Origin of the sequence: Tabrizicola sp. YIM 78059 (assembly GCF_004959785.1) — a bacterium.
GTDB classification, from domain to species: Bacteria; Pseudomonadota; Alphaproteobacteria; order Rhodobacterales; family Rhodobacteraceae; genus Tabrizicola; species Tabrizicola caldifontis.
This window is the reverse complement of the sequence record NZ_SJZH01000007.1, coordinates 98,135-119,003: the sequence shown is the minus strand read 5'-3', so window position 1 is coordinate 119,003 and position 20,869 is coordinate 98,135. Positions and strand designations below refer to the sequence as shown.

At 65.2% G+C, this 20,869-nt stretch carries 19 protein-coding genes; 6 read left to right on the top strand and 13 right to left on the bottom strand.

What is annotated here, in order from left to right:
* Window positions 1–12: 12 nt before the first annotated feature.
* Window positions 13–171: a hypothetical protein gene (locus EZM81_RS18320; protein ID WP_167851001.1), complete on the bottom strand. Its 159-nt coding sequence runs from the start codon at window positions 169–171 to the stop codon at window positions 13–15.
* Window positions 172–246: 75 nt separating this feature from the next.
* Complete coding sequence (locus EZM81_RS11265; RefSeq protein WP_135450204.1) at window positions 247–942, bottom strand: B12-binding domain-containing protein; 696 nt, start codon at window positions 940–942, stop codon at window positions 247–249.
* A gap of 157 nt (window positions 943–1,099) precedes the next feature.
* Here EZM81_RS11265 and EZM81_RS11260 point away from each other — a divergent pair, with 157 nt between their 5' ends.
* Window positions 1,100–2,179 (top strand): PA0069 family radical SAM protein, encoded by a 1,080-nt coding sequence (locus tag EZM81_RS11260; protein WP_136645770.1) that lies wholly within the window; start codon window positions 1,100–1,102, stop codon window positions 2,177–2,179.
* 41 nt (window positions 2,180–2,220) lie between these two features.
* On the opposite strand, the gene bmt is transcribed toward EZM81_RS11260, so the two are convergent.
* Window positions 2,221–3,234 carry a betaine--homocysteine S-methyltransferase gene (bmt, locus tag EZM81_RS11255; RefSeq protein ID WP_136645769.1) on the bottom strand — a complete coding sequence of 338 codons (1,014 nt, stop codon included), beginning with the start codon at window positions 3,232–3,234 and terminating at the stop codon, window positions 2,221–2,223.
* Window positions 3,235–3,358: 124 nt separating this feature from the next.
* Window positions 3,359–3,673: a DUF1476 domain-containing protein gene (locus tag EZM81_RS11250; protein WP_135450207.1), complete on the bottom strand. Its 315-nt coding sequence runs from the start codon at window positions 3,671–3,673 to the stop codon at window positions 3,359–3,361.
* 172 nt (window positions 3,674–3,845) lie between these two features.
* Here EZM81_RS11250 and EZM81_RS11245 point away from each other — a divergent pair, with 172 nt between their 5' ends.
* The 3 genes from EZM81_RS11245 to purS all read left to right on the top strand — a co-directional run bounded on the left by EZM81_RS11245 (window position 3,846) and on the right by purS (window position 6,222).
* Window positions 3,846–4,598, top strand: coding sequence for a phosphoribosylaminoimidazolesuccinocarboxamide synthase (locus EZM81_RS11245; protein WP_135450208.1), 753 nt, complete (start codon window positions 3,846–3,848; stop codon window positions 4,596–4,598).
* Window positions 4,599–4,694: 96 nt separating this feature from the next.
* Complete coding sequence (locus EZM81_RS11240) at window positions 4,695–5,951, top strand: MFS transporter (protein ID WP_136645768.1); 1,257 nt, start codon at window positions 4,695–4,697, stop codon at window positions 5,949–5,951.
* 31 nt (window positions 5,952–5,982) lie between these two features.
* Complete coding sequence (gene purS / locus EZM81_RS11235) at window positions 5,983–6,222, top strand: phosphoribosylformylglycinamidine synthase subunit PurS (RefSeq protein ID WP_135450210.1); 240 nt, start codon at window positions 5,983–5,985, stop codon at window positions 6,220–6,222.
* A 14-nt stretch (window positions 6,223–6,236) separates the two neighbouring features.
* On the opposite strand, the gene EZM81_RS11230 is transcribed toward purS, so the two are convergent.
* From EZM81_RS11230 to EZM81_RS11220, 3 genes are read right to left on the bottom strand one after another with little or no spacing between them, the layout of a single operon-like run.
* On the bottom strand, window positions 6,237–7,592 hold the full coding sequence (locus EZM81_RS11230) for a cytochrome P450 (RefSeq protein ID WP_136645767.1): 1,356 nt from the start codon (window positions 7,590–7,592) through the stop codon (window positions 6,237–6,239).
* Window positions 7,589–8,830 carry a hypothetical protein gene (locus EZM81_RS11225; protein ID WP_248298200.1) on the bottom strand — a complete coding sequence of 414 codons (1,242 nt, stop codon included), beginning with the start codon at window positions 8,828–8,830 and terminating at the stop codon, window positions 7,589–7,591. The genes EZM81_RS11230 and EZM81_RS11225 overlap by 4 nt, the downstream gene beginning before the upstream one ends.
* A gap of 20 nt (window positions 8,831–8,850) precedes the next feature.
* A complete protein-coding gene (locus EZM81_RS11220) occupies window positions 8,851–9,609 on the bottom strand; it encodes a cytochrome c biogenesis CcdA family protein (RefSeq protein WP_136645798.1) in 759 nt (252 codons plus the stop codon).
* A gap of 111 nt (window positions 9,610–9,720) precedes the next feature.
* Here EZM81_RS11220 and EZM81_RS11215 point away from each other — a divergent pair, with 111 nt between their 5' ends.
* A complete protein-coding gene (locus EZM81_RS11215) occupies window positions 9,721–9,951 on the top strand; it encodes a sulfurtransferase TusA family protein (protein ID WP_135450212.1) in 231 nt (76 codons plus the stop codon).
* A 73-nt stretch (window positions 9,952–10,024) separates the two neighbouring features.
* Here the strand turns inward: EZM81_RS11215 and EZM81_RS11210 are convergent, their stop codons facing one another.
* The 4 genes from EZM81_RS11210 to purQ form a co-directional block, all read right to left on the bottom strand.
* Complete coding sequence (locus tag EZM81_RS11210; RefSeq protein ID WP_136645766.1) at window positions 10,025–12,784, bottom strand: ribonuclease E/G; 2,760 nt, start codon at window positions 12,782–12,784, stop codon at window positions 10,025–10,027.
* 548 nt (window positions 12,785–13,332) lie between these two features.
* Window positions 13,333–14,661 carry a sigma-54 dependent transcriptional regulator gene (locus EZM81_RS11205; RefSeq protein ID WP_135450214.1) on the bottom strand — a complete coding sequence of 443 codons (1,329 nt, stop codon included), beginning with the start codon at window positions 14,659–14,661 and terminating at the stop codon, window positions 13,333–13,335.
* Between the two features lie 16 nt (window positions 14,662–14,677).
* Window positions 14,678–16,393 (bottom strand): ATP-binding protein, encoded by a 1,716-nt coding sequence (locus EZM81_RS11200; RefSeq protein ID WP_248298199.1) that lies wholly within the window; start codon window positions 16,391–16,393, stop codon window positions 14,678–14,680.
* Window positions 16,394–16,481: 88 nt separating this feature from the next.
* Window positions 16,482–17,150, bottom strand: coding sequence for a phosphoribosylformylglycinamidine synthase subunit PurQ (gene purQ, locus EZM81_RS11195; protein WP_135450216.1), 669 nt, complete (start codon window positions 17,148–17,150; stop codon window positions 16,482–16,484).
* A gap of 97 nt (window positions 17,151–17,247) precedes the next feature.
* Between purQ and EZM81_RS11190 the strand changes: the two genes are divergently transcribed.
* On the top strand, window positions 17,248–18,618 hold the full coding sequence (locus EZM81_RS11190; RefSeq protein ID WP_136645764.1) for an FAD-binding oxidoreductase: 1,371 nt from the start codon (window positions 17,248–17,250) through the stop codon (window positions 18,616–18,618).
* A gap of 4 nt (window positions 18,619–18,622) precedes the next feature.
* Here the strand turns inward: EZM81_RS11190 and EZM81_RS11185 are convergent, their stop codons facing one another.
* On the bottom strand, window positions 18,623–18,784 hold the full coding sequence (locus EZM81_RS11185; protein ID WP_135450218.1) for a DUF3563 family protein: 162 nt from the start codon (window positions 18,782–18,784) through the stop codon (window positions 18,623–18,625).
* Between the two features lie 418 nt (window positions 18,785–19,202).
* Complete coding sequence (gene recN, locus EZM81_RS11180; protein ID WP_136645763.1) at window positions 19,203–20,846, bottom strand: DNA repair protein RecN; 1,644 nt, start codon at window positions 20,844–20,846, stop codon at window positions 19,203–19,205.
* Between the last annotated feature and the right edge of the window lie 23 nt (window positions 20,847–20,869).

Below are 20,869 nucleotides of genomic sequence, written 5' to 3'. Positions count from 1 at the left end.
CCGGGGGGCGCCCTAACGGCTGACCCGGGTCCAGGTCAGGATCACACTTGCCGACAGAGCCGCGAACATCAGCGCCACCAACGGCAGACCAGAGCCAAAGGCAAGCCATAGCGTCAGACCCGCCGCAACCAGCACCAGTGCAATCAGCCCAAGAAAATGCGTCAACGGCATGGCTTGTCCCCCTGCGCATCAATCTGCGCCCTGCTGGGGCTTTGTGCAAGCCCCGGCAGGATCACGGAGCCGCGCTCAGGCGTTCAGCTGGTTGTGCTTGCGCGCAACGAACTGCTTGGCGGTCTCGACCGCAACCGCAGCGTCGCGGCAATAGGCATCCGCGCCGATGGCCTTGCCGAATTCCTCGTTCAGGGGAGCACCGCCCACCAGCACGATATAATCGTCGCGCAGGCCCTTTTCCTTCATCGTGTCGATGACGACCTTCATGTAGGGCATGGTCGTGGTCAAGAGCGCCGACATGCCCAGGATGTCGGGCTTTTCGGTCTCCAGCGCCTCGATGTATTTCTCGACCGCGTTGTTGATGCCCAGGTCCACCACCTCGAAGCCGGCGCCTTCCATCATCATCGCCACCAGGTTCTTGCCGATGTCGTGGATGTCGCCCTTCACCGTGCCGATCACCATCTTGCCCATGCGCGGCGCGCCGGTTTCGACCAGCAGGGGCTTCAGGATCGCCATCCCCGCCTTCATCGCGTTCGCGGCAAGCAGCACCTCGGGCACGAAGAGGATACCGTCACGGAAGTCGGCACCAACGATGGTCATCCCCGCCACCAGCGCCTTGGTCAGCACGTCATAGGGCGCCCAGCCGCGCTCGATCAGGATACGCACGCCCTCCTCGATCTCTTCCTTGAGACCGTCATAGAGGTCGTCGTGCATCTGAAGCACAAGCTCGTCGTCCGAAAGTTCGGAGAGGATGATTTCGTCGTCGGCCATTGCGGGCGCTCCAAGCGGAAGTGTCTGACTCGTGCATGGTCGCAAAGCGACCGCATCACTATTCGGCAAGCGACATACACCGGATGAAAGCCGACAGAAAGCCGTCGCGGGCAGGAAAGTTGTGGCGCCTGTTCCGCATATGTTCTAGTTTCGTCACATGAGCAACAGCATCCTTCCTGGCCACCGTCTGCGCGGTCGCGGCGCAGACAGCAATCTCGCCGGCCGGTTCGAGGCGACCCGGCGCGTCGCCTTCGACGACGGCTGGGACATCGCCGAGGAAGAACGGACCGTTCGCACCGAACTGCGAGAAGAGCGCTCGCGTTCGGCCATCACCTGGCATAAGTCGCCTGACCTGCCCTTCGACCGGTCGATCAATCCCTACCGCGGCTGCGAACACGGCTGCATCTACTGTTACGCGCGGCCGTCGCATGCATGGCTGAACCTGTCACCGGGGCTCGATTTCGAGACGCGCCTCATTGCGCGGCCCGGCATCGCTGCCGTGCTGGAGGACGAGCTGCGCAAGCCCGACTACCGTGTGCAGCCGCTGGCCATCGGCACCAACACCGACCCCTATCAGCCGGTGGAACAGGACAGCCGCATCATGCGGCAGATTCTGGGGGTGCTGGCCGCCTTCCGCCACCCGGTCTGGATCACCACGCGCGGCACGACCGTCGAACGCGACATCGACCTTCTGGCCCCGATGGCGGCCGATGGTCTGGCGGCGGTGTCGATCAGCGTCACCACGCTTGACCCCGATCTTGCCCGCCGGATGGAACCGCGGGCACCCGCCCCAAAGCGGCGGTTGCAGATGATCGAGCGGCTGGCCGGCGCGGGCATTCCGGTGCGCATCCAGGTCTCGCCCCTGATCCCGGCGCTGACCGATCACGAACTTGAGGCAGTGATGCAGGCCGGACGCGACGCGGGCGCGCGCTTTGCCAATTCGATTCCCCTGCGTCTGCCACTGGAGGTGGCCGATCTCTTCCGCCGCTGGATCCAGACGACCTTTCCCGACCGCGCGGCGCGCGTCATGGGCAGGGTGCGCGAATTGCACGGGGGCAAGGACTACGACCCTGCCTTCGGCACCAGGATGCGCGGTCAGGGCCTATGGGCCGATCTCATACACCGCCGCGCTGAACTTGCGCGCAGGCGGCTCGGGCTGGGCAGCGGGCTTCCGCCCCTGCGCACCGACCTTTTTGCCCCGCCCCCCAGGGCCGGCGACCAGCTTGCGCTGTTCTGAGCGGTCCGGCCTGACGCAGCCTTATCGGATCTATCCAGGCCCTAACCCCTCCGTCCGCGCCGTTCGCGGCGGGGTTCGCCCGAGGTATCGCCCGTCCCGTCCGAGGCCGAGGAGAATGCACCCAGTTTCGCCGAGATGTCTTCCAGCGTCGGGCGCGGCCCCTTCGGCCGGGTTTCAAGGGCATGACGCATGGCCTTCAGATGCTCGGGCATCGTGCCGCAGCATCCGCCGATGATCCGGGCCCCGGCATCGCGGGCAAGCACGGCATATTCCGCCATAAGTTCGGGTGTGCCATCATAGTGAATGTGGCCATCGTGATACTTGGGAATACCTGCATTGCCCTTGGCGATCACCGGCCGCTGCGTTCCGGTTGACAGGAAGCCCAACACAGTCCGCATCAGGTCAGAAGCACCCACACCGCAGTTGGCACCGAAGGCAATCGGCGGGTTCGGCAGTTTCTCGACCAGATCCACCAGCGCGGCCGATGTCACACCCATCATTGTGCGGCCCGCCGTGTCGAAGCTCATCGTGCCGCACCATGGCATGCCGGCCCGCGCCGCCGCCTCGGCTGCGGCGCGGAATTCCTCGGGGGCGCTGATCGTCTCGACCCACAGGACATCCACCCCGCCCTCCTTAAGACCCTCTGCCTGTTCGTGGAAGATCTCGACCGCCGTCGCGTGGGTCAGTGTGCCCATCGGCTCGAAGATCTCGCCCGTTGGGCCCATCGACCCGGCCACCACCACAGGTCGCCCCGCCTGGTCGGCGATCTCGCGGCCAAGCTCGGCGCCGATCCGGTTCAGCTCCCGCACCCGGTCCTGCGCATTGTGCAGCTTCAGACGCGCGGCATTGCCGCCGAAGGTGTTGGTCAGGAACAGGTCCGACCCTGCCTCGACCGAGCCAAGATAAAGCCTGCGGATGTTATCGGGGCGGTCGGTATTCCACAGTTCGGGCGGCTCGCCAGAGGAGAGGCCCATGTTAAACAGGTTCGTTCCGGTCGCGCCATCGGCCATCAGCCAGTCGCGTTCGCCAAGCAGGCGCGAAAGCAGGTCGGTCATGGAAAGCGTCCTTCGGTTGGCCGGGTTCAGCCCCCAATGCCATGCACCCGGACCCGACGCAAATTCATATTGCGCATGAAATGATGGCGCCCGCCTCAAGTTGCACAGGGCGGGCGCAGAGGGATCAGATCTCGCTCAGCAGCTGGGCCTTGGCCACGGGCATCAGCTCCTTCAGCTTGGCGCGCACCTCGTCGGCGCTGGCCTTGCCGGCCAGATCGGCGACGACCTTGCGCACCACGTCCTCATCGCCGGCTTCCTCGAAATCGGCTTCGACGACCTGCATGGCGTAGGCCGTGGCTTCGTCGCCGGTCTTGCCCATCAGTTCCGCTGCCCAAAGTCCGACCAGCTTGTTGCGCCGCGCCTCGGCGCGGAACTGCATTTCGCTGTCATGGGCGAACTTGGCCTCGAAGGCATGCTCGCGTTCGTCGAAGGTGGTCATGGGCTCCCCCGGGCATGGACTGTTTGTCCCTCATATGCCCCTCGACCGGCCCTGCCGCAAGCCCCCTTCTCCCCCTCGTGCCTTGCGACAGGGCGACCCATGGACTATAGGCCAAGGGAACACCCCCCACGGGGTCCCCTACCCTTTTGCGGGACCCTGAAACGGAGACGGCATGGCACGGCGCAAGAAGGTTTACGAAGGCAAGGCCAAGATCCTTTACGAAGGCCCGGAACCTGGCACGCTGATTCAGTATTTCAAGGACGACAGCGCCCCCACCGTAGCAGCCCCGGCCACGCTGGAGGGCAAGGGGGTGCTGAACAACCGCCTGTCGGAATTCTTCATGTCCGGTCTGAACCAGATCGGGGTACCCACGCATTTCATCCGCCGGCTGAACATGCGTGAACAGCTGGTGCGGATGGCCGAGATCATTCCGCTGGAAGTCATCGTGCGCAACTTTGCCGCAGGACCGATGACCGCGCGGCTGGGCATCCCGGAAGGCACGCAGCTGCCCCGCCCGATCGTGGAATACTACTATAAGGATCCACGGCTGAACTCTCCGATGGTCGCAGAAGAGCATATCGTTGCCTTTGGCTGGGCCAGCCAGCAGGATCTTGACGACATCGTGGCGCTGGCCTTGCGGGTGAATGACTTCCTTTCCGGCGTGATGATGGGCGTCGGCATTCGCCTGGCAGACTTCAAGATCGAGGTCGGCCGCATCTGGGAAGGCGATTTCATGCGTCTGATCGTCGCCGACGAGATCAGCCCCGACAGCTGCCGGCTGTGGGACATGCGCCTTCCCGAGCGCCCTGACGGAACAGTGCCAGACCCGCAGCCACTGGCTGATGTCTATACCGAACTAGCGCGTCGCCTGGGTGTGCTGCCCTCGAACGTCACGCATACGACAAAGCCCACCCTGATCAACTGAGGGCGCAGACCGAAATCGCGTTTTCGGGCATCAGGGTCTTGTCCCCGTGCGGACCGGGCCAGGATCTGCGGCGTCAAAATACCGGAAAGCCCCGGAATGACCGACTACATCGCCTTCCTCCGCCAGAACCTGCGCTGGCTGATGGCCGGCTTCCTGCTGACCTGGGCCTCGAGCTTCGGCCAGACCTTCTTCATCTCGGTCTTTGCCGGAGAGATTCGCGCGGCCTTCGACCTGTCACACGGGGCTTGGGGCGCGCTTTATGCCGGGGCCACGATGGCCTCGGCGGCGGTGATGATCTACTCGGGCGGGCTGACCGACCGGTTCCGGGTGCGGCACATCTCGCTGGTGATCCTTTGCGGGCTGGCGGCTTCGTCGCTGCTGATGGCCACGGCGCCGGCGGTCTGGATGCTTTGGGTCGCGGTGTTCCTGATGCGGCTGACGGGTCAGGGCATGATGGGCCATACAGCCATGGTCGCCATGTCGCGCTGGTTCGCGGCAAGTCGCGGGCGGGCAGTCGCCTTTGCCGGGCTTGGCGTTGCAGCGGGAGAGGCGCTTTTGCCGATCACCGCCGCCAGCCTGATGTTGCTGATCGACTGGCGCAGCCTGTGGCTTCTGGCGGGGCTGGTGCCGATCGTGCTGATGCCGGTGCTTCACGTGCTGCTGCGGCAGGAACGAACGCCACAAAGCTTTGCCGCCGAACAGCATTCGGCCGGCATGGGCGGGCGGCACTGGACGCGGGGCGAGGTCCTGCGCCACTGGCTGTTCTGGCTGCTGGTTCCGGCAATCCTGGGGCCGCCGGCATGGATCACCGCCTTCTTCTTCCACCAGGTTCACCTGGCCGAGGTGAAGGGCTGGGCCCATGTCACGATTGTCGCGCTCTTCCCTGTGTTCACCATTTCGGGCATTGCCAGCATGCTGGCCACCGGATGGGCTGTGGACCGCTTTGGCGCGGCCCGGCTGGTGCCGGTCTATCTTTTGCCGCTGGCCCTGGGGTATCTGGCCATCGCCCATGCGACGACACCGGGCGCGGCCGCCGCAGCGATGGTGCTTATGGGGCTCTCGGTCGGGGCGAATGCAACACTTTCCACTGCGATCTGGGCCGAGTTCTTCGGCAACGCCCATCTGGGCCGGATCCGGGCGATGACGGGCGCAGTCATGGTGCTGGGCAGCGCGATCGGACCCGGCGTGACCGGCCTGCTGATCGATGCGGGGCACGACCTGCCCGAACAGGCAGTCTGGATCGCGGGATATTTCCTGCTTGCGGCAGTGCTGGCCGGCAGCGGTGCCCTTGTCGCGCAGCGGTTGCTTCTGGCGGATGACGCGGGTCTTGCCCCCTGCGCGCCCCTTCGCTAAGGACGAGCAACCCACTGCGCCGGAGGCCCCGATGAAAGCTCGTGTCACCGTCATGCTGAAGAACGGCGTCCTTGACCCGCAGGGCGAGGCCGTGCGCCATGCGCTGGGGTCTCTGGGGTTCCAAGGCGTGACCGGCGTCCGCCAAGGCAAGGTGATCGAACTCGACCTGGCCGAGACCGACGTTGCGAAGGCCGAAGCCGAGGTAAAGGCGATGTGCGAGAAGCTGCTCGCCAATACCGTGATCGAAAGCTACCGGATCGAGCTGCTCTGACCGCAGCCGCCCTGTCAGGGCATCAGATCGGCGTCGTCCCGACGCGTGACCCGCAACCAGATCCCGTCTTGCGCCCGAACCGTCAGATGTGCCACCGGCACCGGAACCCGGTCGGGCAGCGCCTGGAAGTGATAGGCGCGGATCAGATGTGCCAGCATCAGCGTGCCTTCCAGCATCGCGAAACCTGCGCCGGGGCAGACGCGCGGGCCGCGCGAAAATGGCAGATAGCCATCCCGTGCCGCATCGCGTGCCTCGCCTGACCATCGGTCGGGATCGAAATCGTCCGGCCGGTCCCAGATGCGTTCGTGCCGATGCAGATGCCAGGGGCTGATGACAACCTGCGCCCCGGATTTCACCAGCCTGCCGCGGAAATCCTCTTCCGCCACCGTTTCGCGCACCATCATCGGCACGGGGGGATAAAGGCGCAGCGCCTCGCGAAATACATCGCGCGTGTAGCGCAGTTGCCCCAACGTGCCGAATTCTGGCCGCAGGGCCGCCGCCTCTGATGCGACCCGCGCCTGAGCCTCGGGATGCGTGGCCAGAAGATACAGCGCCCAAGCCAGAGCAGAGGCGCTGGTCTCGTGTCCGGCAAGAAAGAAGATCGCCACCTGGTCGACCATTTCTGCGGTTGCAAAGGGCGCCCCGGTCACCGGATCGGGCGTGGTCATGATTTTCGTCGCCAGATCCACGGGTGCGGTTCCTGCCGCAATCGCTGCCGCACGTTCGGCCGTCAGCGCGGAAATCAGCTCCCGGATCACCCGGGCCGAGCGCAGAGTCGCCCGCCGGTGCAGCCGCGGCATCCAGCGCGGCAGGGGCAGGAAGGCGCCCAGGTTCAGGATCGGGGCGCTGCGCTGATAGGCGCGGAATTCGTGAAACACGGCCTGTGCCACCCGGTCCTCAATCGGGATCGAGAAAAGCGTGCGGAAGATCACATCCGCTGCCGCATGGCTGGCATGAAGCTCAACCTCGACCTCGCCCTCGGTCATGCGTGCGACGGCGGCCTCGCTGGCCGCCCAGATCGCCGGAAAAGCCTCCTTCAGCCGGCCGCCCTCGAAGGCCGGGTCGATGATCCGGCGCTGGTGAAGCCATTCATCGCCATTGGTGACAAAGACCGACCGGCCGAGCAGCGGGCGCAGCCCTTCGGTCACCCGGTCCGATTTCGGAAAGTCGGCGGGCCGGTCATCCAGCACGCGCCGCACCAGCGCCGGGTCGTTGCACAGATAGCTGCGGAAGAACGGCGTGCGGAATTCGGCCATCCACGCCCGGTATAGCCGCGCCGGCTGAGCCGACAGGATGTCGCGGCGGAAAAGCCGCAGATAGTCCCAGAGCGGGACGCGATCCTTGCGCGGTTCCGGCTTGGGCGGCCTCATGCCATGTCCCTGTATGGGCTGCAGGCCTGCGCGACCCGTCCGGGCGAGGGTCTGCGCCCCGCGTAGCGTTCGGCCAGTGTCAGGGGCCCGGCGGTTATGCGGAAATAGTCGTAGTCGCCGGGCTGGTCAAAGGCACAGAGATACTGGAAATGCAGCCGGAAGAAGCGCCGCTTCAAGTGTTGCCAGCGTTCGGGGCTCAGCGTCTGGCTGAAGGCGGCCGAGATCACCAGCGGCCAGCGCTGACCTTCAGTCGCCATGCCGCTGACCGCGACCGGATCGCACAATGCGAAACAGCAGCCATCCCCGGGCGCAGAGACATCGACCCAGGTCAGTTCCTGGCGCTGCGACAGGAAAAGCAGATCGCCCCGCAACTTCCGCGCTTCGGGCAGGAAGGACGCCATCGGCACCACCTGGCCAAGCGACAGGAACCCCAGCGACGGGCCCGGCGGCACGCCTTCGCGGATCAGGTCGGCCAGCACGCTGACCGCCAGATGCACGCCCGAGGAATGGCCTACGACCAGAACCTCGTCCACCCCGCTTTCCATGGCAGCGCGAACGCGCCCGCGAAACTGCGCCAGCCTGTCAGCCAGTGCCGCCGGATAGGCCCCACGGGCAACCGCCGTATAGGCATAATCGTGCATGAGGTAATAGACGAAAAGCCTGCGGTCGATCCGGCGAAAGCCTTCCAGCACCGCAAATCCCACGGCAAGGGCCAGCCCCAGGCCTGCCCAGCCACCTCCGGCAAGCCGCGCCACGATCCATCCCGCCAGCATCGCAACCAGTGCCTGCCCCGCCAGCAGCACCGCGGGATAGAGCGCAGCGATCATCGGCCCCTTGCGCAGCCTGAGCAGGCGCCACAGCGCCCCCGATGCCCCATAGACCCATGCCGTCCGAAAGAACAGCAGGTAGGTGCCAAGCACCCCCCTCTCCATCGAGGACTTCACCAGATCGGACCAGACCAGAACCTCCATCTCGGCCTCGGCGGCCTGTTCCATGCAGCTGGTCACGCACCAACCGCCGGCAGTGCCCGGTCGCGCCCGGATCGCAAGCTCGTATCCCGAAATCGCGGCCTGTGCCGCGCCCTCCTTGCGGTACAGTTCGCGATATCTGCGCGGAGGAAAGGGATCATAGCCGGGCACATAAAGGACATGGCGCCGGAAGACACCCGTTCCTTCGCCGATCCCGTTGCCCGACTTCACGCCCGACCTGCCCCGTCTGCCACGCCCCAGCTTACCCATCGGCGGGCGCCAAGGAAGCCTCAGCCGGGCAGAGGCAGACCCAGATATTCATAGGTTTCCAGCATCCAGTAGCTGAAATCGGTGAAGGCCCCGGTCACCAGCGCCAGACCGACGCCGATCAGCAGGGCGCCCATAAGCCGCTCGATCAGCTTCATGTGCCGCTTCAGCCTTGCCAGCAGGGACATCGATCGCTCGATGAAGATCGCCGCCAGAAGAAATGGCAGACCCAGGCCCAAGGCATAGACGCCCAGCAACAGGGTTCCGCGTTCCATGCTGCCCTCCTGCGCGGCCAGAGACAGGATCGCCCCCAGTTGCGGGCCGATGCAGGGCGTCCAGCCGAAGGCGAAGGCCAGGCCCAGCACATAGGCACCAAGGGCAGATCCGCCCCGGTCGCCTGCATCCAGCCGCATCTCACGGTCCAGGATCCCGATGCGGAACAGGCCCAGGAAATGCAGACCGAAAACGATGATGACGATACCCGAGATCCGCGCCAGCAGCAGCTGGTTCAGCAGCACGAAACTGCCGAAAGCCGAAGCGGTGAACCCCAGAAGCAGGAAGATCGTGGACAGGCCGAGAACGAAGAACAGCGCCGGCAGGATCACCCGGCGCCGTGCGGCACCCTGCGCGGTCATCTCGCCCATGCTGATCCCGCCCATGTAGGCCAGATAGGGCGGCACGATCGGCAGGACGCAGGGGCTGAGGAACGACAGGACACCGGCCGCAAGCGCAACCAGCATCGCAGGCAGAAGGGCAGCGTCGATGATCTCGATTCCAAACATGTTCTTCGCGAAATAGCGGCTTTGCAGCCCCGCGTCACGCATTCAGGGCGTCACATCCCCGTGGCCCGGCTGAAACCTTGCCGCGAGGCCCTTCCCCGGCTAAACGGCCGCATGGCCGATTGGGACGAACTTCTGGATTGCGAGGGGCTGCTTTGCCCCCTGCCCGTTCTGCGCGCACGCAAGCGGCTTGCGGCCTTGGCGTCCGGCACCGTCTTGTGCGTTCGCACAACCGATGCGATGGCCAGGATCGACATGCCCCATTTCTGCGCCGAGGCCGGCCACTGCTATCTGGAAACCAGGGATGAAGGGGCCGTCACCCTGCATCTGATCCGTCGCGGATGATCCGATCGGACTTCGCCCTCCTGCCGGAAGACCCGGGCAGGAAGACGAAGTCCATGGAAAGAAGGGTCAGGACTCAGCGGCCCAGCGACCACCAGCCCTTGCGCTTGGGTTTTGCGGCTTCCTCTGCCGGCGCGGTTTCTTCCGCCGACGCGGACCGAGCCTCGCCAGGATCGGCCACCATACCCTCTGCCGCAGGTTCCATGCCCGGATCAGGCGCCAGCGCCGGCAGGTCAGGCGTTGCGGCCTCGGGTGCGGGGGCTTCTGCTGCCGGCATCTCGGTCGCCACGACCTCGGGCGTCGGCGCTGCTGCTTCCGTGGCCTCGGCGGCCGGAGCCTCAGCCGCCGCCTTCGACCTGGTTGTGCGGCTGCGGGGTGCCTTCGACTTTGCCGCGGTCGTTTCTGCCGCGCTCTCTGTCTCGGGTTTCGGTTCGGCCCTGGTCCGACTTGCCCGGCGTTTCGGTGCCGGCTTTTCCGCGGTCGCGGGTTCGGACGTCTCGGATTCCTGCGAAACCGTCCCGGTCACCGGCCCCTCGGAAGAATCAGCATCGGCGGAAGCCGATGCCTCGGCCGTTTCCCCACGCGGCTTGCGCGTGCGCCTGGGCTTTTCCGGCGGTGCAGTCGGTTCGACCTCGGGTTCAACGGCCACGGGCGGCGCAGCCTCGATCGTCTCCGCAGGCTCTTCGGCGGATTCTTCGTCGTCGGCCTCTGCGCCAGCGCCTTCCGCAGCGCCGTTCTCGGCAACCGAACCTTCGCGCTGGCCGCCACGCCGCCGGCGCCGCCGGCGCCGCTTCTTCTTGCCGGGCTGACCCTCGCCTTCTGCGGGTTGGGGCTGCGCTTCCGCTGCCTCGGCATCGACCGCCTGTTCCTCTTCGGCGCTTTCCTCGACGATATCGTGGTCCTGCTCATCGACGGGCGCGCCCATCAGGCCCGCATGACCCGAAACGACCGGGGTCTCGGGAACGACCCTTGTCGCAGTCTTGAACTTCTCGATCGTGTAATCGGGGCTGACCAGCATCGGGTCTGCCTCGATGCGAACGCTCATGCCGTAGCGAGCCTCGATCAGTGCGATGTGCTCGCGCTTGTGGTTGATCAGGTAGTTCACGATCCCGATCGGCGCCTTCAGCAGCACTTCGCGCGACCGCTTCCGCGTGCCCTCTTCCTCAAGCGCGCGCAGCACGGTCAGCGCCATGGAATCATCCGACCGGATAAGACCCGTGCCGTGACAATGCGGGCAGGGCTGGGTGGTCGATTCCAGCATGCCCGGGCGCAGCCGCTGGCGGCTCATCTCCAGAAGACCGAATCCGCTGATCCGGCCGACCTGGATTCGCGCACGGTCGGTCTTGAGCTTTTCCTTCAGGCGCTTCTCGACAGCGGCGTTGTTCTTGCGCTCTTCCATGTCGATGAAGTCGATGACGATCAGACCCGCCAGGTCGCGCAAGCGCAGCTGGCGTGCGATTTCTTCGGCCGCCTCGAGGTTGGTCTTCAGCGCGGTTTCCTCGATCGAGCCTTCCTTGGTCGCCCGGCCGGAGTTCACGTCGATCGCCACCAGCGCCTCGGTCACCCCGATCACGATGTAACCGCCGGATTTCAGCTGGACGACCGGGTTGAACATGCCCGCAAGGTAGCCTTCCACCTGATACTTGGCGAACAGCGGAGTCGGCTCGTTGTAGCGGATCACCTGCTTGGCATGGCTGGGCATGATCATCCGCATGAAGTCCTTGGCGGTGCGATAGCCCGCCTCACCCTCGACCAGCACCTCGTCGATCTCGCGGCTGTAAAGATCGCGGATCGACCGCTTGATCAGGTCGCCTTCCTCGTAGATCTTGGCTGGCGCGATCGACTTCAGCGTCAGTTCGCGGATCTGTTCCCAAAGCCGCATCAGATATTCGTAATCGCGCTTGATCTCGGGCTTGGTCCGCTTGGCCCCTGCCGTGCGGATGATCAGCCCCGCACCTTCGGGCACCTCGATTTCCGACGCGATCTCCTTGAGCCGCTTGCGGTCTGCGGCCTGGGTGATCTTGCGGGAAATTCCGCCACCGCGCGCCGTATTCGGCATCAGCACGCAATAGCGGCCGGCCAGCGACAGATAGGTTGTCAGCGCCGCGCCCTTGTTGCCGCGCTCTTCCTTGACGACCTGGACCAGCATAATCTGCCGGACCTTGATCACCTCCTGTATCTTGTAGCGGCGCGCGCGCGGGCGACGCGGCGGGGCGATTTCCTCGGCCAGGTCTTCTTCGGCAATCGATTCGATCTCGTCGTCGGTCTCGCTGGCGTGGTCCACGGCGCGATAGGGCGCCTCGCCCTCGCCGTTCTCGCCACCTTCGGCCTTGGCGGAAGCCTCACCGTCAGGGCTAGGCGTGGCATCGACCAGCTCGGTCTCGCCGGCATCGATCAGGTCGGAATCGTCATCTTCAAGATCGACCACCGCCATGCCTTCCGGGCCTTCGGCAACGGCGTCATCCGCTTTTGCGGCTTCGGTCACGGGCGCAGGGCGGGCGGGGCGGCGGCGCGACCGACGGTTTTCCTCTTCCTCCTCGGCGCGGGCCATCGCCCGCTCTTCCTCGATCAGAGCTTTCCGGTCAGCGACCGGGATCTGATAATAGTCAGGGTGGATTTCGGCAAAGGCCAGGAAACCATGGCGGTTGCCGCCGTACTCGACAAAAGCCGCCTGGAGCGAAGGCTCCACCCGCGTCACCTTGGCGAGATATATGTTTCCGGTAATCTGGCGTTTGTTGACGGTCTCGAAGTCGAACTCTTCAACCTTGTTTCCGTCCACCACCACGACCCGAGTCTCCTCGGGATGGGTGGCATCGATAAGCATCTTCTTGGCCATGATGTTCCAATGCGCCCGGCCTGCCAGAAGCCCGCCCCGGGGAAGCCCCGGGTGGATGGCTGACAGGGAAAAGGCGGCTTGTTCGGGCGATGGCGCGGACAGCAATGCGGCGGACCGTGCCCGGTGGGCACCCCTCGTCCTGACTTGCGACTGTCGCACACATCATCGCGTTTCACTTCGGGAAGCCATGTGGCGACCCACCTGTTCACCCCGCATCGTCAATGACTTGGCGGGAAATTCCGGCCTTGCGGCCTATCCGACTGCCCGACAGGCGGCACGCTTCGGGCGCCAGTCCTGCCGGACAGAGAATTCCTGCGCGAAAGCATCGCCTTCGCGTCAGGCGACCCTAACGGGAATTCTGCCGGAAACACAATGGGCATTCTTCGCCCGGCACGGCGGGATCTGCCCCGCGCCCGCGGGCAAGACCTGATGCGCAGATATGCCACGCACGGACCGGGACGGCGACGCCCTGTCACATGCCAACGCGCCGCAGACAGCCGAAGCCGTTTCGGGGCTGCCCGCAGGAAACCCCGAAACGGGCAGCAAGTTCAGACATAATCCGACCGGCTGAGCCCGTATTTGGCCATCTTCTCGTTCAAAGTCCGGCGCGGCAGGCAGAGTTCTTCCATTACGGCGACGATCGACCCCTTGTGCCGCCGCATCGTGTTGTCGATCAGCATCCGCTCGAAAGCCTCCACATAGTCTTTCAGCGGCTTGCCTTCCGTGGTCAGCACCGGACCGGCGGCTTCGTTGTCGGCCATCAGCAGGCTGGCGATCGACCCTGATCCGCGCCGGTTCTGCAGGACTGCGCGTTCGGCAATGTTCACCAGCTGACGCACGTTCCCCGGCCAGGGCGCCTGCAAAAGCTGCGCGGCCTCCTGCGCGGTGACCTGGGGGGCCTCGCAGCCGTATTCCTCGGCGAACTGTTCGCTGAGTCGGTTGAACAGCGTCAGTATGTCCTCTCCACGGGTGCGCAGGGGCGGCAACACGATGGTCATCGCCCCCAGCCGATAATAAAGGTCGGGCCGCAGAACCTGTTCCAGCGTCGTATCCGGCGCGTGCTGGTTGCAGATCGCGATGATCCGGGTTTCCGGCGGGGTGCCCTGGTCATTGATGAAGGTCAGCAGACGTGCCTGCAACGCATTCGGCAGGGCTTCGATGTCCTCAAGGCAAAGCGTCCCGCCCCGCGCCTCTTCCACCAGCGGAAGGGTGCCATCCTCGGCCGGGCCGAAAAGACGTGCAGCAAGCTGCTCCTCACCCCACGCGGCGCAGGAGATCGCCACGAACTTCTTCGACGCCCGCGGCCCCACGGCATGCAACGCATGGGCAACCAGCGTCTTGCCGGTGCCCGTCTCGCCGTCGATCAGCACATGGCTGTCGGCCTGGCCAAGATCGAGGATGTCCTCGCGCAGCCGCTCCATTGCCGGGCTGGTGCCGATCAGCTTCTTCATGATGGTCGAGCCGTCGGACAACTCCTTGCGCAGCGCGCGGCTGTCCAGCGTCATCCGCCTCGCCTGGGTGGCCTTCTTGGCCAGTTCGGTCATCCGGTCAGGGTTGAACGGCTTTTCCAGGAAATCGAATGCACCGACGCGCATCGCTTCGACCGCCATCGGCACGTCGCCATGGCCGGTGATCATGATGACCGGCAGGCCCGAATCCTGCCCCATCAGCCGCTTGAGGAATGTCATGCCATCCATGCCCGGCATCTTGATGTCGCTGACGACGACGCCCTGGAAATCCGGGCCGATCGCCTTCAGCGCATCCTCGGCACTGGCATAGGTTTCGGTGTCGAATCCCGACAGCGCCAGCCACTGGCTGATCGACTGCCGCATGTCCGCCTCGTCATCGACGATTGCCACCTTCATTACGCGGGCCATGGGGACCTCTTCATTGTCATTCTGCTGCTTCCTGTCTGTTGCCCAGGATCGGCAACTGCATTTCGAAAACCGCCCCGCCACCTTCGGCGTTCCGCGCCGTCAGGCGGCCGCCCAGATCGGTCACGATCCCGGACGAGATGGCAAGGCCCAGTCCGACGCCCTCGCCCGGTTTCTTGGTGGTGTAGAAGGGCTCGAACAGGTTCTCGAGATCGCTGATCCCGTGTCCGTTGTCACGCACGGTCAACGTCGCCGTCTCGCCGGCCGACAAAAGGATGTCGATCTGAGGATCGCGGATGTCCTTCGTCGCGTCCAGAGCATTGCGCAAAAGATTGATGATCACCTGCTCCAGCCGAATACGGTCGGCCATCACCATCACCGGCTGGCGCGGCAAGCCGCGGGTGATCTTGACCACCCGCGCCTTGAGCTGCGGCTCCATCATCGCCAGTGCTGAAGACACACAAGCACGAAGATCAACTTCCTCAAAGGCTTCTCCGCCCTTCCTCGCGTAAGACTTCAATTGGCGGGTGATCGCACCCATCCGTTCGATCAGGTCGTCGATGCGCTGGAACGAGGACAAAGCCTCGTCCGGGCGCTTGCGTTGCAGCAACAGCCGCGCGCCGGCCAGATAGGTCTTCATCGCCGCCAGCGGCTGATTCAGTTCGTGGCTGACAGCAGCCGACATTTCACCCAGTGCGGCCAGTTTCGAGGATTGCGCTAGTGTCAGCTCTGCGACCTCAAGATCCTTCTGCACCTTCTCGCGTTCGGCGATTTCGCGTTGCAGCCGAGCGTTCAGCGCGCGCAGTTCGGCCGACTCCCGCTGGAACGTCAGCGAACGCGACCAAGCCCGACGCGACAGCATGTAGAAGGTGAACGCCATGAGAATGGCAAAGCCCATGATCTGCAGTGCCAGAATGCCGTTCACCTGCTCGCGCACCGAACCGTAGGCGGTGAAGGTCTGCAACTTCCAACCACGGAAGGGGATGCGCGCCTCGGTCTTCATCACCGCTTCGCCCCGGACATAGGCATCCGGTGGGGTCTGCGCCCAGTCGGCCGTGGCACGCAGCGCGCGCGAGATCGCCGAGGGCGGGTCGCGCAGTGCCAGCGCCTCGGCCACCGGCTGGCCGCGCCAGACCGTCTCGGTCGCAAGGATCACGATTCCTTCGCTGTCGGTCACCAGCACCGCATCCTGCAAACCCGCCCAGGCGCGTTCGAATTTCATCAGATCGACCGAGACGACGATGACACCGATGACCTTGGAGTCCGACAGCAGCGCGCGCGAGTAGACGAAATCGAAACCGCCCGCCTCGCGTTTCACTGCGCTGAAGATGGTATCCTTCGTGCGTTGCGCATCTACGAAATACGGGGCGTTCCGGTTGTTCGTGCCAAGGATGTTGCGATTCGTCGCACCCACGACCCGCCCGTCCCGGTCGAGCAGCCTGATCGAGGCCACGCCGATCTGGGATTGCAGCGCGATCAGCTTTGCCGAGGTCGAGGAGTAGTTGCCGTCACGCAGCGCCTGGACGAGTTCTGGGTCGCGCGACAGAAGCAACGGGACGACCGAGGTCCGCTGCAATTCCGCCATCAGGTTGCCGGTGTAAAGCGCAAGTCGGACTTCGGCACGGCTGCGCGTGTCGTTCGTATAGCGTTCGGTCAACAGGCGGTTCGAGACCAGAACGATCGCGACGGCAAGCATGATAAGCAGGCCCACCGCAAGCTTGGCGCGCCAGGACATGCCCTGATCGGACTGTGCAAGCTGAGGGGTTTTTGCTGCCATGCACGAAGATTAGGGCCGGGCCCGGCGGCCCTCAAGCGGAAGGCGGTCAGGCCAGCGCCATCCCGCCCATGATCGACGAAAAAAGTGCCCGCCCGTCTTCCGAACCCAGCGCTGCCTCGGTCGCGCGTTCGGGATGCGGCATCATCCCCAGCACGCGGCGGTTCTCCGACAGGACGCCGGCAATGTCTGCCATGCTGCCGTTGGGGTTGTCGCAGTAGGTAAAGGCTATGCGATCATCGCCCTTCAACCGCGCCAGGCCCTCGGCGTCGATGGTATAGTTGCCGTCGTGGTGGGCGACGGGAATGCGGATCGTCTGGCCAAGGACATAACCTGAGGTATAGGCGCTGTCGGTCGTACCAACCCGAAGCGTGACCATCCGGCAGACGAACTTCAGCCCGGCATTGCGCATCAGCGCACCGGGCAGCAGGCCCATTTCGGTCAGGACCTGAAAGCCGTTGCAGATCCCCAGGACATAGCCGCCCCGTTCGGCATGGGCCCGGATCGCACCGCTGATCGGCGACTGTGCGGCGATCGCGCCGCAGCGCAGGTAGTCGCCGAAGCTGAAGCCGCCAGGCACCCCCACCACATCGACGCCCTTCGGCAGGGAGGTATCCTTATGCCAGACCCGCGCCACCTCGAACCCTGCCCCTTCAAAGGCTACGGCAAGATCGCGGTCGCAGTTCGATCCGGGGAAGGTGACGACGGCGGCTTTCATGGGCGATTCCCCTGCGGCTGAATGCGCGCGGTGATACCGCATGGCGCAGCGAAGGGCCAGAGCTTGCGCCCTGCCTGAAAGGTCGTAGGCTTGTACGATGCTGACGACGCTGGCACTGTCCGACCTTCGCGACCTTTTCGGTGACAGGTTTTCCGTGTCGCCGTCGGTTCTGGCAGAGCATGGGCAAAGCGAAAGCCTGGTGACGGCCGGGCTGCCGGATGCCGTGGTCTTCCCCCGCGCAACGGAAGAGGTTGCCGCCCTGGCCCGCTGGTCCGCCACCCACCGTGTGCCGCTGATTGGCTGGGGTGCGGGAACCTCGCTGGAAGGCCATGCCTTGGCCCTGGCGGGGGGCGTGGCGGTGGATTTCCGCGACATGGCCAGGGTTGTGGAGGTGCGGCCCGAGGACAGGCTGGCGCGGGTACAACCCGGCATCACACGTGAGGCGCTGAACCGCGAATTGCGGACGACGGGTCTGATGTTCCCGGTCGATCCGGGGGCAAATGCCAGCCTGGGCGGCATGGCATCGACGCGCGCCTCGGGCACGACAGCAGTTCGCTACGGAACGATGCGCAGCAATATCATGGGGTTGGAGGTCGTCCTTTCCGATGGACGGGTTATCCGAACCGGCAGCCTGGCCCCGAAGACCGCCGCTGGCTACGACCTGACTGCGCTTTTTGTGGGGGCCGAGGGGACGCTTGGCCTGATCACAGAGCTTGTGCTGCGCCTGCACGGTCAGCCCGAAGCGGTCATGACCACGGTTGCAGCCTTTCCTTCGGTCGCGGCTGCAGTGGACTGCGTGATCGCCACGATGCAGATGGGCCTGACGCCGGCACGTATCGAGTTTCTGGATGCCGAAACGGTTGCGGCCTGCAATGCCTTCTCGGGCCTGTCGCTGCCGGTCCAGCCGCAGCTTCTGGTCGAATTTCATGGCCACGCCGAGGGTCTGAACGAGGATGTGCGCCGGTTCCGGAACCTTGCGGCCGACTTCCGGGCAGAGGGGCTTGCCTGGGCCGAACGGCAGGAGGACCGCAGCCGCCTCTGGGCGGCGCGGCATGCGGCCTACCGGGCAATCCTGGCCTCACGGCCGGGGGCAAAGGCAGTGGTGACAGATCTCTGCGTGCCGATCTCGGCCTTGGCCGAAGCGGTAGAGGAGACCCGGGCCGACATTGCCGCGTCAGGGCTTCCCGGGCCGATCCTGGGCCATGTGGGAGACGGGAATTTCCACGCGATCCTGATGGTTTACCCCGACCGTCCCGAAGAAATGGCCACAGCAAGAACGTTGGCCCGGCGAATGGCGGAACGCGCCTTGCGGCTTGGTGGCACGATCACGGGCGAACATGGGGTGGGCTTTGGCAAGCTGGCCTACATGGCGGCCGAACACGGAGCGGGCTGGCAGGTCATGGGCGCGGTCAAGCGCGCGCTTGACCCCATGAACCTGATGAACCCCGGCAAGGTCGTGCCGGGGTGAGGCGTCACATGTAGGGGTGAGGATGGCGGAAAAGGCCGCGGTCGATCTCGCGCTCGCGCCGTTCCAGGTCATAGAGCGACACGGCGGCATTCAGATAGGCACGCTCGCGGTCGGACAAGGCCGCAGGATCGCGGGAACAGATCAGTGATTTAAGCAGGTTCAGCATCGTTTCGATCCTTTCATCTTGCCGCAAACATAGGACGCCGCAGCGCAGCATTGCAGAGCCGGAACGGAAGGCCCGTCATGCGCCTGCTGCATGGCTCTTCCATTTCCGCCTCGGCTTTGATCATTAACGCCGGTTGCGAAAAGGTTTGCCCAACAGCGGAAGGACTTGATGTGCCACGGAAGGATCTGTCTACAAAATTCTGAAAAACCTATAATATCAGAAATTCACAAAAAAGATCGCGCCTTCCGGCTGCCCATGCCAAGGCATTCCCCCGCCGCCGCGCCCGCGGGATCTGATACGTTCAACCATCCGCATCAAAGCCACCCTGCACGACTTGCTCGCGCACCACTTCGTCGTGGACTGGCGACGCCACATGGCGACCAGAAGTCTAGCCCGCCCGGGAAGCGTTAGCCTCGCACTAGCCGGCCAACAGCGCCCGCGCGGCAGCCCTTGCGGCTTCGGTCACGGTATCGCCAGCCAGCATCCGGGCAATTTCCTCGACCCGTTCCTCTTCTGGCAGAGCGGTTACGCTGGACAGGGTCTGGTCCCCCGCCACACGCTTTTCCACCCGCCAGTGCCGGGTGCCGAAAGCGGCGACCTGGGGGCTGTGGGTCACGACCAGAACCTGGGCACCTGCAGCAAGCGCCTTCAGCCGCCGCCCCACTGCATCGGCGGTTGCCCCCCCCACGCCCCGGTCAATCTCGTCGAAAATCAGGGTCTGGCCGGGGGTGTCGCCGGTTAGGCAGACTTTCAGCGCCAGCAGAAAGCGGCTGAGTTCCCCGCCCGAGGCGATGCGGTTGAGCGGCCCGGTCGGCGCGCCAGGGTTGGTAGCGACGGTGAATGTCACGGCATCCACGCCCTCTGGTCCTGGCTCGCCCGCGGCAATTTCAGTGCGAAAGGTCGCACGTTCCATCTTGAGGGGCGCCAGTTCGGCAGCCATCGCAGCGTCGAGCCGGACGGCCGCCGCGCGCCGGGCGGCCGTCACCCGTGCGGCTTCGGCCGCATAGGCTGCCTCGGCCTCGCGCGCGGTGCGTTCCAGCCGGGCAATGCCTGCCGCTCCGCCGTCGATCGCGGCCAATCGCCTGCGCAGGTCTTCCGCGAAAGTGCCCAGATCGTCAGGCAGCACGCCATGCTTGCGTGCCAGCGCCCGGATGGCAAAAAGACGTTCTTCGACACGCTCCAGCTCTCCGGGATCGAAATCCAGCGCCTCAAGCGCGTTTTCGACCCCGGCCTGAGCCTCGCCCAGTTCGATGAGCGCGCGGTTCAGCGCCTCCATCGCCGCGTCGAGGCGGCCCTCTGCCTTGTCAGCGGCGCCATCCAGCCAGCGCAGCGCATCGCGCATCCGGCCCTCGGCACCCTCTTCGGACAGCGCCACCAGCGCCCTGGCCACATCCTCGCGGATACGGGCAGCGCCCTGCATCAGGCGGCGGCGGGCGTCAAGCCCGGCTTCTTCGCCCGGTTCGGGGTTCAGGCGGTCAAGCTCGGCCACCGCATGGCGCAGGAAATCCTCGTCCGCAGCGGCACGGGCCATGGCGGCTTCGCCCTCGGCCAGGGCGGCACGAGCCTCGCGCTGAGCGGCCCAGGCCGCCCGCAGGGGGGCAAGATCAAGGCCCGCGAAGGCATCAAGCAGCGCGCGATGGCCGCGTGGGTTCAAAAGGCCCCGATCGTCGTGCTGGCCGTGCAGCTCTACCAGATGGTCGGAAAGGTCGCGCAATACCTCGCCAGAAACGCGGCGGTCGTTGATCCAGGCGGTCTTGCGTCCGTCGGCGGTGTTCACGCGGCGCAAAATCAGTTCATCGTCCACGTCGATGCCGGCTTCGTTCAGCACGGCGTGGGCGGCGTGGCCGGGCGCGAGATCGAACACGGCGGTGACCTCGCCCTGCGTGGCCCCGGCACGCACCAGTTCGGCGCGGCCGCGCCAGCCAAGGACGAAGCCCAGCGCGTCCAGCAAAATCGACTTGCCTGCCCCGGTCTCGCCGGTCAGCACGTTCAGGCCCGGGCCAAGATCAAGGCTGAGCCGGTCGATGATCAGCACATCGCGGATCTCAAGAGCGCGCAGCATGGTCGCCCTCGCAGGGTGCGCTA